This is a genomic window from Flavobacterium notoginsengisoli, from assembly GCF_042686225.1.
Taxonomy (GTDB): domain Bacteria; phylum Bacteroidota; class Bacteroidia; order Flavobacteriales; family Flavobacteriaceae; genus Flavobacterium; species Flavobacterium notoginsengisoli.
Genome location: NZ_JBHUOT010000001.1, coordinates 78234 through 94812, shown reverse-complemented (window position 1 = coordinate 94812; position 16579 = coordinate 78234). Strand labels below are relative to the sequence as shown.

Genomic DNA, 16579 nt, shown 5'->3' with positions numbered 1-16579 from the left:
AATAAACAAATGAAAACAATATATAGAATTGCTAAAACAGAGCTCAATACGATGTTCTACTCACCAGTTGCCTGGGTTGTTTTAGTAATATTTTCAATCCAGTCCAGCTGGAAATTTTTCAATACAATCGAACGTTTCGAAAAAGCTCAGAAAATTGGTCAAAGCATGGACAATTTATCACAGATTGTTTTTTCTGGCTTCAGTGGGTTATATACAGAAATGCAAAATTATCTGTACTTGTATGTTCCTCTTTTAACCATGGGATTAGTAAGCCGTGAAATCAACAGTGGCTCTATCAAGCTTTTGCTTTCGTCACCAATTAGAATTAAAGACATTGTATTAGGTAAATATTTAGCCATTGCTGCTTACTGTCTTTTATTCATTGCTATTTTAGGCTTACAAGTTGCTATCGCATATTTCTCTATAGAAAACTTAGATCTTAAATTTGCCATTTCAGGACTAATTGGTTTGTATTTATTGGTTTGTACTTACGCAGCAATTGGACTTTTTATGTCCTGTCTGACTTCTTATCAAGTTGTGGCGGCCATTAGCACTTTGGTCGTTTTAGCAGGTTTAAATTTTATTGGAAAACTTTGGCAGGATATTGAAATCGTAAAAGATATTACCTATTTCCTTTCAATCGCCGGACGTGCCAATGAAATGCTGGAAGGATTGATTATTAGTAAAGATGTATTATACTTTTTTTTAGTAAGCAGTCTTTTTATTGTATTGAGTATTTATAAACTACAGACCGGAAGAGATGCACAGACTGCATCTAAAAGAGCTTTAAAATATACTGTATTAATAGCTACTGTCTTATCTCTTGGTTATATCACTTCAAGAGCACCACTTACTTTTTATCACGATATGACCCGAAATAAAGACAATACACTAACCAAAAGGAGTTTAGATGTTGTCGATAAAATAGAAGGACCTGTTAAAATTACTACCTATGTCAACTTACTAGATATTAATTATTATATGGCAATGCCATATTCTCAAAATTCTGATATTGCGAGTTTTGCAAAATACACCCGTTTTTTGCCCCAAATAGAAATGGAGTATGTTTATTATTACGACACTTCAACAAATGAAGCTTTGTATGCTCAAAATCCAGGATTAAACGACAAACAGCTTGCTGAAAAAATGGTCGAGTCGCAGGATATGAAACTTAAAAAACTATATTCTCCTGCAGAAATCAAAAAAATTATCGATTTAGGACCTGAGCAAAACAGAGTAGTCAGAACGGTAGAATACAACGGGAAAAAGACTTTCCTTAGAATGTTTGATGACTTATTTAAAGTACCATTTGAAAAAGAAATCTCCGCTTCATTAAAGCGCTTAGTTTCTAATCCTGTAAAGATTGTATTTGCAACTGGAAATATGGAACGCAGCATTGAAAAAAATGGAGATAAAAATTATAAAACCGGATTTAACGAAATAACATTCAGAAACTCGTTAATCAATCAGGGATTTGACGTTGCTTCTGTTGATATTAATGCGCAAAATATTCCTTCTGCAACTGATATTTTAATCATTGCAGATCCTAAAACACAATTAAGTCAAGGCGCTATCGACCGTATTACTAAATATATTGATGAAGGCAAAAACTTAATGCTATTGACAGAACCAGAAACGAATTCAGCTTTAGTAACGATTACAGATAAATTAGGAATCGGATTTACAAAACAGACTTTAGTGCAGGAAAGTGAAACTAATTCGCCTGATTTCTTAGTAACCGAGCTTCAAAAGAATGTTGATTCTACTGTTATCAAATTAAGCAAAATCAATAATCCAATTCCGTTTTTAGGGAGCAGTGGTATTACCTCAACAAAAGAGGCTGGATTTAAAGTTACGACACTTTTAAAAACCAATAAACAGCCGGTATGGGAATCTCAGGCAGGAGTCACTTCAATTTCAGAAGATTTAAAGAAACAGCCTTCTTCAAAAGAAATTCCTCTTGTAACTGCTTTAACGAGAAACATCAATGGTAAAACACAAAAAATAATTGTTGCGGGAGATGCAGATTTTATGGGCAATGCCGAATTAAGCCGTGGCGGATCCGGAACTTTTCAATTTGTAACCGATATCTTCAGCTGGTTCAGCAATTATCAATTTCCAATTGATACTACTCGTCCTCAAAAAATCGACAATAAAATCACGATTACATCAAATCAGGTTTTCATCAATAAAATCTTGTTTATTGGAATCTTTCCTTTATTGATCATATTAGGCGGTGCTTTTATACTTATTAGAAGAAATAGAAGATAAAACTCAAAAAAAATGACTACTAAAAAAAATATCATTATTGCGATTATGGCCTTGTCTTTTCAAGGTGCATTTTCGCAGTTTAAAACCACGATTCCGCTGAATAAAGACGTCACGACCGGAAAATTAAAAAACGGTCTAACCTATTACATTCTGCATAACGAAGAACCGAAAGACAGAGCCAGTTTTTACTTTGTCCAAAATGTGGGTGCTATTTTAGAAGATGACAATCAAAACGGATTGGCGCATTTTCTGGAACACATGGCTTTTAACGGGACAGAACATTTTAAAGGAAAAGGCATCATTAAAATGCTGGAAAAAAATGGCGTAACCTTTGGAAAAGACATCAATGCTTACACCGCTCAGGATGAAACAGTGTACAACATCAGTACGGTTCCGGTTACCAACGAAAAACTAATCGATTCTACGCTTTGGGTGTTGCACGACTGGTCAGGTTCTCTTTCTTTGACCAATGAAGAAATTGATGCTGAAAGAGGCGTTATCCGTGAAGAATGGAGAACGCGCCGTACAAGTGATTTTCGTTTAAAAATGCAAACTGATCCTATTCTGTATAAAGGTTCAAAATACAGCAAAAGAGATGTTATCGGCGATTTAAATATCATCAATAACTTCAAATATCCTGAATTGAGAAACTATTATAAAAAATGGTACAGACCCGATTTACAGGCTGTAATTATTGTAGGAGATATTGATGTAAAGGCAATGGAACAGAAAGTAAAAGCTATTTTCTCCGGAATTCCGTTAGCTAAAAAAGCAGCGCCCCGCACCTATTTTGAAATTCCGAAACATGATGAATTGTATTTTGGAACTGCATCTGATAAAGAAGCTTCTTCAACTGAGATTACGTTACAATATGTTTTGGATGAACCTTTGGTAAAAGATAGTCTTTTGACCCGTAAAAATGTAATGAATTCTTTTTACACCAGCATTTTAAACAATCGTTATAAAGAATTGATTTTAAAAAACCAAAGTGCTGCGTTAGGTTTACAAACCTATTTTCAGCCGATTTCGAGATTAAATACGTCTTTTAATATTTCGGCTTCAGCCAAAAAAGGAAAAACATTAGAAGCTTTTGAAGACGCTTATACAGAAGCGGAGCGTTTAAAACGTTTTGGAATTGCACAGGCAGAATTAGACAGAACTAAAAAACTTTTTATAAGTTCGTATGATGATTTTATCAGCAATAAAGATAAAGTAGACAATGACAGTTGGTCGGAAAAACTGACGAATTATTTCTTGAAAGCAAAACCATTCTTATCTGCTGAAGAGGATTACAAATTGATTGTAGGCATTATCAAAAACATCACTTTAGAGGAAATTAATGCTTATATCAAAACCATTCAAAAACCAACCAATCAAGTTGTTTTAGTAACAGGTTCTGATCAGGATAAAGTAAATTTCCCTACTAAAGATGCGGTAGTTCAGGTAATGAAAAAAGTCGAAAACAAGACTTTGGAGCCTTATACTAAAAAGGAAAACAACCAACCTTTAATTGCAAAAGAATTAAAACCAGCCTCAATTAAAAAAACATTTGAAGTGCCGGGAATTTCTGCCGCAAAAGGATATACTTTAGAAAATGGCGCTAACGTCATTGTGCTTTCAACAACTTATTCACAAGATCAAGTGGTGCTTACAGCATTTTCTAAAGGCGGTAAATCTTTAATTAAAACCGAAGATTTGGCTTCTGCGGAAATTGCAACCACAATGGCAAGATCTTCTGGTTTAGGCAATTTTGATAATATCGCTTTAAAAGAAAAAATGACGGGTAAAGTCGCACAGTCAGCTCCTTTTATTGGCGAAAATACACAAGGATTTCAAGGAAGCTCCAACAAAGCCGATTTCGAAACCATGCTGCAACTGCTGTATCTTTCTTTTGAAACACCGCGTTTTGACCCAAATATTTTCGGCATCCTAAAAGAACAGTATAAAAACCGTTTAGAAAACATCAAAAAAGACAACGGAAATACCTTTAAAGATTCTGTTGATCTGGCAAACTCTAATTATAATCCGAGGACTTTTATTTTTGATGAAAAGTTTTTAGAAAACATCAATTTACAGAAAGCAGAAAGTATTTATAAAGACCGCTTTAAAAATGCTTCAGATTTTACTTTTGTTTTTGTGGGAAATATTCCTGAAGGAGCTTTAGAAATTATTCAGAAGTACATTGGAAATTTAAAATCAAATCCTGCTGTAAAAGAAACTTTTGCAGATCATAATATTGGCCCTAAAAAAGGAAAAACGGTTGTGCATTTCAATCGTCCTATGGAAGTGGCAAAAAGTACTGTTTACTTGAATTTGACTGGAAAAACAGAATACAGTAAAGAAAATGCCATGACCATGTATATTATTGGTGAGTTGTTATCTAAAAGATTCCTGCAGACAATTAGAGAAGAAGAAGGCGGAAGCTACGGCGTAAATGTTGGCGGTAATCTGGAAATTATTCCTAAACCTTCTTTTAGCCTTGCTTTGACTTTTGACTGCAATCCTGACAAACAGGAAAAATTAATGCAGATTGTCTGGAAAGAAATCAACGATTTAAAATCAAATCCAGTCAATGCAAATGATTTGGAAGATATTAAAAAAGCTTTATTGAAAAACAGAGAAGAATCACTTAAAACGAATGCTTTCTGGGCAACAACACTGTACAATTACAGTTTAAATCAGATTCCGTTTTCAACAGATGAAGAATACAAAAGTTTAATTTCTAAAATTAATCAGAAAACTATTCAGCAGTTTAGTAAGCACGTTTTGGATAGTTCCAGTAGTGTCGAAGTTATTATGAGCCCTGAAATTCAATCAGGAAAATAAGACTTTAAATACATTTTTATTTTATTAGTGAAAGGAGGCTGTCTTTGCCAGACAGCCTTTTCTATTGAATGTTGAATGTCTTCTGAACAAAAAATAAATAGTAAGATTTTTTGCTCACTGTAGCCTATGAATTTTCTATAAATTATTTAAGCAATAAAATGACTAGTAGATTTATAAATGTTTCTGAATTCTGTCCAAATAAGAAAGCACAGTGTTTAAACAAATTAAATATTATAGCTCCAATAATTATTAACTATTCCGAAATTAAAAAGTCTCTTGCAAAACAATACTATTAATTAAGAGAAATTAAAAACACTTTGGTTTTTCATTATTTTCTTCGAAGTATTTTGAATTAGTAAGCTTATACTCTAACTTGAAAAACCTAACAAAGAGCTGTCTACAAAACAGCTCTTTTCTTTAATAAGTCCTTTGGTTATGCATCATAAGCAAAAAAATATAGTCCTTTGGACGTTTTCCTAATGATTTTCCGTTGTTGAACACTTCATTTCTATTGTAAACTCCCTCAAAGTCCAAATACACTTTTTCGCCAGATTTGCTCTGTGAAATATTAATTGACTTTCTATAACAGGCAATGCCCAAGTATCCCAGACAACTTGCCGAAGTTGGACTCAATTATCCTTTTACGCTCATCGTGCGGTATATTTACGTTCTGCTATTTTGCATTATCAAAAGCAGCATTTTAATCTTTATTCAGAGCTTAAAATGATTTTTGCTGTCTTAAATCCTTTACCTTTTACTTCTAATTGAATTGTACCGGGAGTTTTAGCTGCTTTAACCAATACCACCAATTTACCACTGAAAAGCTTCATTTTGTTGTCATGAAATATTTCCAATGAAGTGGCATCGCCATTACATGCGGCTCTGTAAGTTCCGGCACCCGTTACTTTAAATTGTAATTCATTAGTTGCTGTAGGACACGGAATTCCATTTTTATCTACCACAGAAACCGTCACAAAAGAAATATCATCTCCATCTGCTTTGATCGTTTTGCGATCTGCTTCGAGCACAATTCGATAAGGATCTTCGGCAGTTTTAATTTCATTTTCTGCCGCCACTTTTCCATTCGAATCAAATGCTACCACTTTTACTGTTCCTGGTTCGTATTTAACATCATTCCACATCAACCTGTAACGGTTCTGAGGAGTTGAATTGTTTTTTTTCTGAATTCCCATACTTTTTCCATTTACAAAAAGCTCAGCGCTGTCGTAATTGGTGTAAACAAAAACGGGAGTAATTTCGCCTTCTCTTCCTTTCCAGTTCCAATGTGGCAGAATATGAAGGGTTTTATCTTTTGTATTCCATCTGCTTCTGTACAGATAAAAACGATCTTTAGGAAGTCCTGCTAAATCTGAAATTCCGAAATAAGAACTTCTTGACGGCCATTTTTCATCATACGGCGTTGGCTCTCCTAAATAATCAAAACCTGTCCAGACAAATTCTCCAATAACCCACGGTTTGTCATCCTGAAGCACAAAATCTTCATCAGGGACATTTGACCAGCTGCAGGCTTCTAAATCATAAGAAGAACTTTGAAAATCATCATACTCCTTATTCTTTGCCTGAACAACAGGAAACTTATAAATTCCTCTTGAACTCACTGTTGAAGCTGTTTCTGAACCTAAAATAAGTCCTTGCGGAAATGTTTTATACGCTTCTTCGTAAAGATGCACTCTATAATTTAATCCCGGAATATCAAGCAAAGCTCCAAAGCCAGATTCCATAGTTGCTTTTACCTGATCCATACCAACAGTCACAGGTCTTGTAGGATCTTCACGGTGGAAGATGTCCTGCAGCCATCTGGCACGTTTTACCCCTTCAGCACCCCATTGATCGGGAACCTCATTCCCGGAACTCCACATTACAATACAAGGATGATTACGTGTAGCTCTCACTAAATTGACAATATCTTTTTCTGCATATTGCTCAAAAAAGCGATGATAACCGTTTTGTACTTTTGGTTTTGCCCATTCATCAAAGCTTTCTGCCAGAAACATAAATCCCATTTCGTCAGCCAGTTCAAGCTGTTCAAAAGAAGGCATATTATGAGAACTTCTGATCGCATTACATCCCAAATCTTTTAGAATCGTCAATTGTCTGCGAAGTGCAGCTTTGTTTATAGCCGCTCCAAGAGGCCCTAAATCATGATGAAGACAAACTCCTTTAAATTTTGTCACTTTACCATTAAGGCTGAATCCTTTATTAGCTTCATATTTAATAAATCGGATACCAAATTTTATATTTTGCTCGTCTTTTAAAGTTCCGTCTGCAGTATATAATTTGGTTACTGCTGTATATAAATAAGGTGTCTCAGGACTCCATAAATGAGGTTTAGCCACTTCAATTACTTGATGGAATTTTCCATCTTTCATTTCTAAAGCTTTTTGAGTTGCCACTACTTTATTCGTTGCATCTTTTATTTCGGTAATCATTGACATAGCACTGCCATGAACTTCAGCTTTAATATCAACAACTGCATTATCCCCTTTCATTTCCGGCGTTGTAATAAAGGTGCCCCATTGTGCAAAACTTTCTTCTTCTTTTATTACAATACTAACATTTCTGTAAAGTCCCGCTCCGGGATACCATCTTGATGAAAAGGGCATGTTGGTCAATTTAACAGCCAACAAATTTTCTGAACCTGCTTTTAAATCATTCGTAATATCGATATAAAAATAGCTGTAGCCATATCCCCATTCTCCTATCTTTTTCCCATTTAAGTACACTTGAGGTTCACTCATGGCTCCTTCAAAAATAAGAAGTGCTTTTTTTCCTTTTTTAAATTCCGGAATAGAGAATGTATTGCGATACCAGCCTGTTCCAATATGTGGTAATGATCCTGTACGACCCGTTTTTTCTGTTGGAATTTTTTCTCCGTTTTGTTCAATTGCCGAAACCTGTTTGTCCCATTCTTTGTCAAAAGGTCCATAAATAGCCCAGTCATGAGGCACGCTGACTTTTTCCCATTTAGAAGTATTGAAATCTACAGCAAAAGCGTCTTCTTTTACTTCTTTAGAAAAGCGCCAATTGTCTTTTAAAATAACAGTGGTAGATTGTGACATCATTTTTACAGATGAAAAAAACAGCAACCCGGAGAATAATATTGACCTAAAAATTAATTTCATTTTCTTTTTTATTTTTTTTACCGCTGAGATATTAAGACAATTTAGTGCTATAAAATTTAATATCTTAATGATAAATTTTATTTTTAATAAAAGTTTTATTCTTTAAAAGCATCCAATGCAGGCGAAGGTTTTCCATCAGAAAGCCAGGCATTAAGCTGATAACCGCTCCAGCTTTTTTCGCCTTGCGGTTCCCAATAGATAACTCCCAAACCTTTATTATTAGGCACACTTTTTACGGCTTTTATAGTTGCTTCGAGCATTTCTTTGGTATTTTGTACTGCTTCAAAATCGCCGCCAACTTCCACAACCATAACTTCTTTATTGTAGCGCGAAGCCATATCTTTTAGATTGTTTTCTAAATCCAAAATGGTGCTTTGATAATCGGTTTTGATCCAATATGGATAATACGATAAACCAATTACGTCATATTTTACCTTATTTTCAGTTGCTTTGTCAAAAAACCATCTGAATTTTTCACTTTTATTTCCTTCATCCAAATGAACAATTACTTTAATTTTTGAATCAATCGCTTTTGTTGCTTCATATCCTTTATCAAGTAATTGTGCCAATTGTTTAAAATTGTCTGTACTGCCTTCCGGCCAAAGCATGCCGCCCGGAATTTCATTTCCAACCTGAACCCATTCGGGAGTTACTCCTGCTTTTTTTAACAGTTTCAAAACGTCGTAAGTATGCTGATACACATCGGTTAATAATTCCGGAAAAGAATGTTTTGCCCATGCAGCAGGTTTATTTTGTTTACCTGGATCTGCCCAGGAATCGCTGTAATGAAAATCGATCATAATGCGCATTCCCATTTTTTGAGCACGAACCGCCATCACAACGGTTTCTTCCGGACTACAGTGTCCGCTTGCTTTATCATCATTTGGATTTACCCAAACACGCAAACGAATAGTATTGATGCCGCGGTCTTTTAATAATTGCAGGCAGTCTTTTTGAGAACCGTCTGCATCATAGAATTTATAGCCCGTTGCTTCCATTTGTGGCAACCAGCCTATGTCTGCTCCTTTTGAAAAGGAATTCTTTTCGCTAATCATTTTTGGTTTACAAGAAGTAAAAGCAATACCAATTAGCATTAAAAAAGAGATCGTTTTTAGCGTTTTTTTCATGTTTTATTCTTTACTGAAAGCTTGCATTACAGATAAGGCGTTGTTATCAAAACTATACAAAGCTTGATTTTCGAATGTAGAACCACTTGTCGATTGCGGTCCTTTAAAAGCAACCCATTCGCCGCCCCAGTAGGCAAATCCTTGTCCAAATTGCGATGTTTTTACTATGTTTTTTATATCCATAACAAAAGTTCTTTGTCCGGCAGGAGTGGCAGGGTATCCCGGAACTAACTGATCACTTGTACCTACAATATTATTCGTTTGGTCATTGTGCAATAAGGTAAAAGGATACGCAGTTTCTGCAATCAAGACTTTTTTACTGAATTTCTTTCCTAAAGCATCTATGGTATTTTTTACTTCATTTAAATCTTTACCGTGCCAAACAGGATAATAAGACAATCCGATATAGTCATAATCAATACTTTTCATTTTGGTAAAAAACCAATCTGTACCGCCAGCGCCAACACCTGCATAATGAATCATTATTTTTGTATTTGGTGCTTTGCTGCGAACTACTGCACTTGCTGCACTCAATATTTCAATACATTGTTTTTCATTACTAATTAAATTCCCTTGCGGCCATAATAACCCGCTGTTGATTTCATTTCCAATTTGAATAATATCAGGATTGATTTCTGAAATAATTGTTGAAGTATAAGAAGTAACTGCCGATTTTAAATCAGTAAAATTTAGATTTTTCCATTCTTCCGGAGTGGTTTGAACGCCTGGATCTGCCCAATCATCAGAATAATGAACCGTAAGCCAGACTCTTAAACCAGCTTGTCTTGCTTGTCTAGCCAATTGTTTTACTTCACTCAAACCAGAACGGCCGTTTACAGGATTTTTCCACAAACGAATTCGGACTGTATTGCAACCTGCATTTTTTAGGGTTGTAAGCATTCCTTCTGCTTTTCCATTGTTATAAAATTTAGTTCCCAGAGATTCCATTTGTGGAAGGAAAGAAACATCTGATGCTCTGATAAAAGTATCCGTCGCATCTGGCGGGTTAACAGGCTCTGTATCGGAATTATCATTACTTGAGCACGAAAACTGAATTACAGTTATGGCAAGCAAGCCAAGAATTTTTATATATTTTTTCATGATAGAAGTTATAAATAATGAAATTTTGAATTTAAAAAAAGGTTTTTTAATGTAAAAAAGAAGCTGACCGAAATGTATTAGGCAATCTATTCTGTTTTTTTACCTGTCTATTTTAATGAGCTCCACAGGAGCGAAATATTTGTAGAAATTGAATTATTATCGATAGCAAAGCTCCAGCGGAGCGACATTTTTTCTACAAAAACTGTATATTTCGCTCCGCTGGAGCTCTTTTATATTGACATAAATGAATTTCTACAAATATTTCGCTTCTCCGAAGCGTTTTTTTGTCCAATACTTTTCAGAACGGCCTCTCTTATTTTTTAATTCAATTATGGAGTTGGTATAAACATATAACGACCATCTAAGTCATTGAACCAGATTTCGTATTTTCCAGCTTCAACAGTTATATTTCCGCCATTATCTCCCCAGCTAACATCCCAGCTATTGTTCGCTCTGAATTTCAGTACTCCAGCTTTTAAAGTTTGCGTAACTTTCCAGATGTGACCATCAAATGCTGATTTTACTAAAGGAACATCTTTACTCCAACCCGTATCATCGCCTGTCAGTACAGATCCAGTCAAAGTAATTGTTGCATACGTTGTCATTGATCCTGTGTAAGGTGTGATTTTGTATGTCAACTCTTCAAGATTAACTTCAAAACTATAATAACCTGAAGCTGTTGTTGGGAAAACCCCTGGATCAGCATCCGCTTCGGTAGCTCTGTATTGTACTTTGGCACCATTTGTTCCATACAATGGAGCCCAGAAACCAATTTGTTCGATTAATTTAAAACCGTCTTTATTAAAAAATCCTGTATAGTAGTGTTTTGCGTTCTCTTTTGGATCTCTGAAAATTGGCATATTGTTACTTGTAACGCTCCAACCTGCAGCAGTTCCTGGCCCTACTAAAAACAAATCGATTTTAGGAAATACACCTCTGTAAGGAGTCAAATTGATTGTAATTGGCGTAGAAAGTTTTGGCTCTGAAAGTGTTGTTCCAACAGTGGATTTTATTCTGACATCGATTGTTCCTTCAACACCTGGAGTAAGTCCAAGTGCAAGCGCTCTTGTATTAAGTTCAGCCACTGTAATAGAAGCATGTGTAGAGGTTGAAGATGTAATGTCTACCGGCGCTGCAAACTCCGTATTACTTGCCGCAAACTGCACGGTATAGGTCACAATTGTTGGTGTCCCGTAACTTACTTTTTCCCAGGTAAAAGTCAAAGCTGTATTATTTGGCGTTTCTTTATTTAGAATAGTTGATGAGCCACCTTCTGGAGTTATCAAAGCAAAAGCAGCTTCCTGAGGTTCTAAAATCATTAAATTTTCTTCGTTTTCACAAGACCAAAATCCTGTAAGTACAACAACAGCTATAAAAATTTTATATATAAGTTTCATTTTGTGTATCGTTTAAGTTTTAAAAAGTTTTAGTAACCCGTGTTTTGAGTTAAATTTCTATTGGCTCCCAATGATCCTTCCGGAATAGGAAAAACACTCATGTGAGAAGCAATAGCGATTCCTTTGGAAGAATTTCCTTTCCATGCCCAATTGTAAGAGCCGCCAGTATATTTTCCAAAACGAATTAAATCTTGTCTTCTGTGCGCTTCCCAATGTAATTCTCTTGCTCTTTCATCAATTAAGAAATCAAGCGTTAACTCACTTAAAGTAATGTTTCCAACAGTCGAATTATTATTTGCTCTTTGTCTTAAAGCATTTACATAATTTAATGCCTGAGTAGTAGTGCCGTTTCCGCCTCTTAAAGTAGCTTCTGCATACATTAAATAGACATCAGCTAATCTGAATAAAGGGAAATCAGTGTCGGCATAAGTAGAACTTACACCAGCTACTCCTGTAGAAGTTTTATTAGAAAACTTTGATAAAATATAACCTTGTGTTTTTACGCCAATATCATCAATATCAATAGATCTTTGCTTTGCTGGATCTCCCGCAACTCCTTTTCCGATAGTATTTCTGGTATCCTGACTGAATTTTACTCCGTCAAATTTTTGGGCAAATTCTTTTCTGATTCTAAGCGCTCCTGTCCAGCCACCAACTCCAAAGTCAGCACCATTATTTTCCCAGGCACCAATTTGTCCGTTTGTTAATACAGTTGTTGCTCCCCAGTTTTGTGAAACTGCCCCGTCAGATTGGATTCCGAAAATGATTTCTTCAGAAGTATTATTATCTGCTTTAAAGTTGTCTAAATATTTCGGTTTCAAAGTATAACCGCTGGCAATGATTTCATTACACATTGTAATACAATCATTAAAACGATTTGCCTGAATATAGACTTGTGCATTCAAATACATTTTAGCCAAAATCATGCGTGCCATAGATTGGTCTACTCTTCCGTATTCATTTGTTCTAGCTGCTTTTAATTCTGGTAAAATCGCTTTTAATTCGGCTTCGATATAATCAAACAATTGCTTTCTGTTAAACTCAGGCCCCGTGAAATTTACAGGATCATTTTCGGTATACATTGGCGCTTTCCCAAACAAATCCATCATCGTATAATAAGCATATGCTCTTAAAACGCGAACCTCTTGACGGTAAAGTGCAATATCAGTCAAAGTTGCAGCATTTGTAATGCCTCTTGAACTTAATTTTTCCGGTGTACTCTGACGTAAAAATTCGTTTGCATAAGCCACAGAAACCATAGTTCTACTAAACATTCCTAAAATTACAGGATTTGCAGGGGTCCAGATATTACGTTGCAATTCTGCCGTTCCGCCATCATTTTCATAACTCCAAACCAATTCGTCTGTTGTTAATTCCTGCATGTATAATAAACATCTTGTAAACTGACTTGTTCCTGCATCTACGCCTTCTAACGAAGAATCATTAGGACCAATAACTCCTGTTAAAGTTAGATTGCCATAAACTCCGGCGAATGCTTTTTTATATCCGTCAGGTGTAGAAAATAATACATCAGAAGAAAGAACGTCGTCATCTTTCGAGACTACGTTTAAATCATCCGTACAAGACTGAAAAATTACAGTCAATGCAACTATCGTTATTACTATATATTTTTTCATGATTTCGTTATTAAAATTTAAGATTAAGACCAAATAATACTGATCGTTGTCTTGGATAAATCGTTTTATCTACACCGTTATTTGTAATTTCAGGATCTAAACCACTATATTTTGTAATCACAAAAACGTTCTGAACTCCCGTTGATACTCTTAATGAAGCTTTGCTGTTTAGCCAGTTCGATAAAGTATATCCTAATGTAATATTGTCTAATTTCAAAAATGAAGCATTTTCAATGTAAATATCTGACAATACTACATTTGAAGTAGTCTGGAAATTAGTTTCTAATACCTGAGATGGAATGTTGCTTAAAACCCCTCCATTTTCCATAGCATCATATTGTGCTCTGCTGGCATCAACCGCATTAAAAATTCTATTTCCAACACTTGCTCTTAAATTGAATGAAAAGTCAAACTTTTTGTAATTCATATTCGAAGCAAATCCTAATGTAAAATCCGGATCTGGATTATTGTAAATGTATTTATCTGAATCATTTTTGATATTGTCTCCATTCAAATCTGCAAAAGCACCATCAATTGGTTTTCCTTCGTTGTTGTATAATTGTTTGTATACATAGAAAGAATATGGCGTATAACCTTCTCTAAAAATTTGTCCTGGAGTTCCTGTTCCTGCAATATTGTCTCCTAAAAAGATATCGGTTCCGTTAACCAGATTTTTGATTCTTCTTTCGAATTTGGCAATATTAAAGTTCATATTCCAGTTAAAATTGTCTGTTTTAATGGCATTCGCGTTAAGCGTAAACTCAATTCCTTTTGTGGTAAAACTTCCAACATTTTGATAAACACGGTTAGAAAAATTACTACCATCAGATATTGCTGCGTTTACCAATAAATCTTTAGATTCTTTATAATACACATCAAGTCCTGCAGATAAGCGATTGTCTAAAAATCCAAAATCCAGACCTGCATTGTATGAAGTGGTTTCTTCCCATTTCAAATTATTTGTTCTTTTTGAAGGAAGTGCAATCGGAACTGGAGTTGCTCCAAAATAATACTCAGCATTTCCAGCACCAACTTGATATTTCTGTAAGTATCCGTTTGGTTCAGGAATATCCTGCTGTCCTGTAATACCATAACTTAATCTTAATTTTAAGTCAGATAACACGGTGCTTTCTTTAAAGAAATCTTCTTTGATTTTCCATGCAAAAGCTACAGAAGGGAAATTTCCCCAACGGTTTGCTTCTTCAAATCTTGATGAACCATCTCTTCTATAAGACAGCGTCAATAGATATTTATCTCTGAAGTTTAAGTTTGTTCTGGCAAAGAACCCTAACAAAACAACATCTGTATCTAAAGTAGTTTCAGGAAATGTTGATGGTAAATCCGGATTTAAAATGTTACCCGTTTCAAATTTTGAGCTTTGAAATTTTTGATACGAATAACCACCCGTCATTTCAAAATTCAAAGAATTGAACGTTTTATTATACACTAAATAAGTATCTAATAATTTATTTCTTCTGGTTTGTTCTGTGTATTCATTTGTACCATACGGAATATTATTATTTGATGGAGCAGAACCTGCATCAGCACCAACTAATCTTCTTCTATCTCCGTTTGATTCATCAAAACCAACATTTACAACGGCTCTTAAAGCAGGTAAAAAGTGGAATTTATAATCGATTTCGAAGTTTCCAAAAATTCTGTCATTTGTTCCTCTGTCATTGGTATTCAACAATTGCGAAACAGGATTTCTTGCTGCAGTTGAAACTAACGGATAATTACCGTTGGCATCAACACCTGTAGTATATTCAAAATATCCTCCGTAAGGCGCGCCTTCAACTTTTATAGGCTGTGTTGGATCAAAACCAATTGCTGAACCTTCAACGCCATCTGTAAATCGGTTAATTTCGTTTGTATAATTAGCCGAAAGTCTCATTTTTAAATGATTATCTAAGAAAGTCGGATTCATTACTAAACCAACCGTATTTCTTTTAAAATTATTGGTCAAACGCAATCCTTGCTGATCTGTATTTCCAAGCGTTAAACTAGTCGGAATGATATTGAACAAACTTCCTCTAACAGCTAAACTTTGGTCTATAGTTCCCGTTTTTCTATAAATCGCTCTTTGCCAATCTGTATTTGCAGTTCCTAATTTATCAAGGTCATCGCTTCTTCTGTCTGCAATGACACTTCTAAATTCATCGGCACTAAAAACATCAACTGTTTTAGTCAGCGTGCCCGCAGCATATTGTACATTGTAATCTACAGATAATGTTTTGCTTCCTTTTTTAGTCGTAATAATGATTACACCGTTTGCAGCACGCGAACCGTAAATTGCAGAAGCCGATGCATCTTTTAAAACCGTTATAGATTCTACAGTTGCTGGATTCAATGAGGCTAAAAACGAAGATGAACCTGTATTTGTAGCATTATCAAGAGGTAATCCATCGATTACAATAAGTGGATCATTACTTGCAAAAAGCGAACTTCCTCCTCGAATTCTAATTTGAGAACTAGAACCTGGAGCGCCAGTTGAATTTACCGTTAAACCTGCTACTCTTCCGTTAAGCAGATTTTCTGTTGTAATATTATTTCCTTTATTAAAATCTTTTGTAGTAAGAGCCGTAACAGATCCTGTAGCATCTTTCTTTTTGACGCTTCCGTATCCTACCTGAACAACGACTTCTTTTAGTTGATTTGTATCTTCTTCAAGATATACGGTTACATTTTTCTGTCCGCCAACGGCAACAGTTTGATTGACATAACCGGTAAAGGAAATCATAATTTTACTATCTGCTTTTACTCCAGATAATTGAAATTTCCCATCAAAGTCAGTAGAGGTGCTGCTATTGACACCTATTACTTTTATGTTAGCTCCCGGTATGGGCTGTTTGGAACCCTTTTCCAAGACGACACCGCTGATTGTGTTCTGAGCAAAAACACAAAAAGGAAGTAAGAATAATAAAAGTAAAAATTTAGTTTTAATTCTTTTCATACTTTTTTAATTGGTTTGGTTTAAGTTAGTTTTTGTTAATTCAGTTTTGGTCAAAAAAGATGGCACGGAATAAACCTAAAGAAACAATATTTAGTTTTTATACTAATTGTTTCTTTGAATTATA

General features: G+C 35.0%; 9 protein-coding genes. 2 read left to right on the top strand and 7 right to left on the bottom strand.

Going from position 1 to position 16579, the window contains the following annotated elements; all coding sequences use genetic code 11:
- Positions 1–9: 9 nt before the first annotated feature.
- Both ACFS3A_RS00255 and ACFS3A_RS00250 read left to right on the top strand, forming a co-directional pair.
- Positions 10–2271, top strand: a complete 2262-nt coding sequence (locus tag ACFS3A_RS00255) for a Gldg family protein (protein WP_379823148.1) — start codon at positions 10–12, stop codon at positions 2269–2271.
- A 12-nt stretch (positions 2272–2283) separates the two neighbouring features.
- Complete coding sequence (locus ACFS3A_RS00250) at positions 2284–5097, top strand: M16 family metallopeptidase (protein ID WP_379823145.1); 2814 nt, start codon at positions 2284–2286, stop codon at positions 5095–5097.
- Between the two features lie 417 nt (positions 5098–5514).
- Here ACFS3A_RS00250 and ACFS3A_RS00245 read toward each other — a convergent pair whose 3' ends face one another.
- The 7 genes from ACFS3A_RS00245 to ACFS3A_RS00215 all read right to left on the bottom strand — a co-directional run bounded on the left by ACFS3A_RS00245 (position 5515) and on the right by ACFS3A_RS00215 (position 16455).
- The gene (locus ACFS3A_RS00245) at positions 5515–5697 is read right to left on the bottom strand and encodes a sugar-binding domain-containing protein (RefSeq protein WP_379824348.1); all 183 of its coding nucleotides are present in this window, start codon (positions 5695–5697) and stop codon (positions 5515–5517) included.
- A 107-nt stretch (positions 5698–5804) separates the two neighbouring features.
- Positions 5805–8180: a DUF4982 domain-containing protein gene (locus ACFS3A_RS00240; protein ID WP_379824347.1), complete on the bottom strand. Its 2376-nt coding sequence runs from the start codon at positions 8178–8180 to the stop codon at positions 5805–5807.
- A 155-nt stretch (positions 8181–8335) separates the two neighbouring features.
- Positions 8336–9367 (bottom strand): glycoside hydrolase family 53 protein, encoded by a 1032-nt coding sequence (locus ACFS3A_RS00235; RefSeq protein WP_379823144.1) that lies wholly within the window; start codon positions 9365–9367, stop codon positions 8336–8338.
- Between the two features lie 3 nt (positions 9368–9370).
- On the bottom strand, positions 9371–10468 hold the full coding sequence (locus ACFS3A_RS00230) for a glycoside hydrolase family 53 protein (RefSeq protein WP_379823142.1): 1098 nt from the start codon (positions 10466–10468) through the stop codon (positions 9371–9373).
- 329 nt (positions 10469–10797) lie between these two features.
- On the bottom strand, positions 10798–11865 hold the full coding sequence (locus ACFS3A_RS00225; RefSeq protein WP_379823140.1) for a SusE domain-containing protein: 1068 nt from the start codon (positions 11863–11865) through the stop codon (positions 10798–10800).
- Positions 11866–11894: 29 nt separating this feature from the next.
- On the bottom strand, positions 11895–13502 hold the full coding sequence (locus ACFS3A_RS00220; protein WP_379823137.1) for a RagB/SusD family nutrient uptake outer membrane protein: 1608 nt from the start codon (positions 13500–13502) through the stop codon (positions 11895–11897).
- Between the two features lie 10 nt (positions 13503–13512).
- Positions 13513–16455, bottom strand: coding sequence for a SusC/RagA family TonB-linked outer membrane protein (locus ACFS3A_RS00215; RefSeq protein WP_379823136.1), 2943 nt, complete (start codon positions 16453–16455; stop codon positions 13513–13515).
- Positions 16456–16579 lie beyond the last annotated feature (124 nt).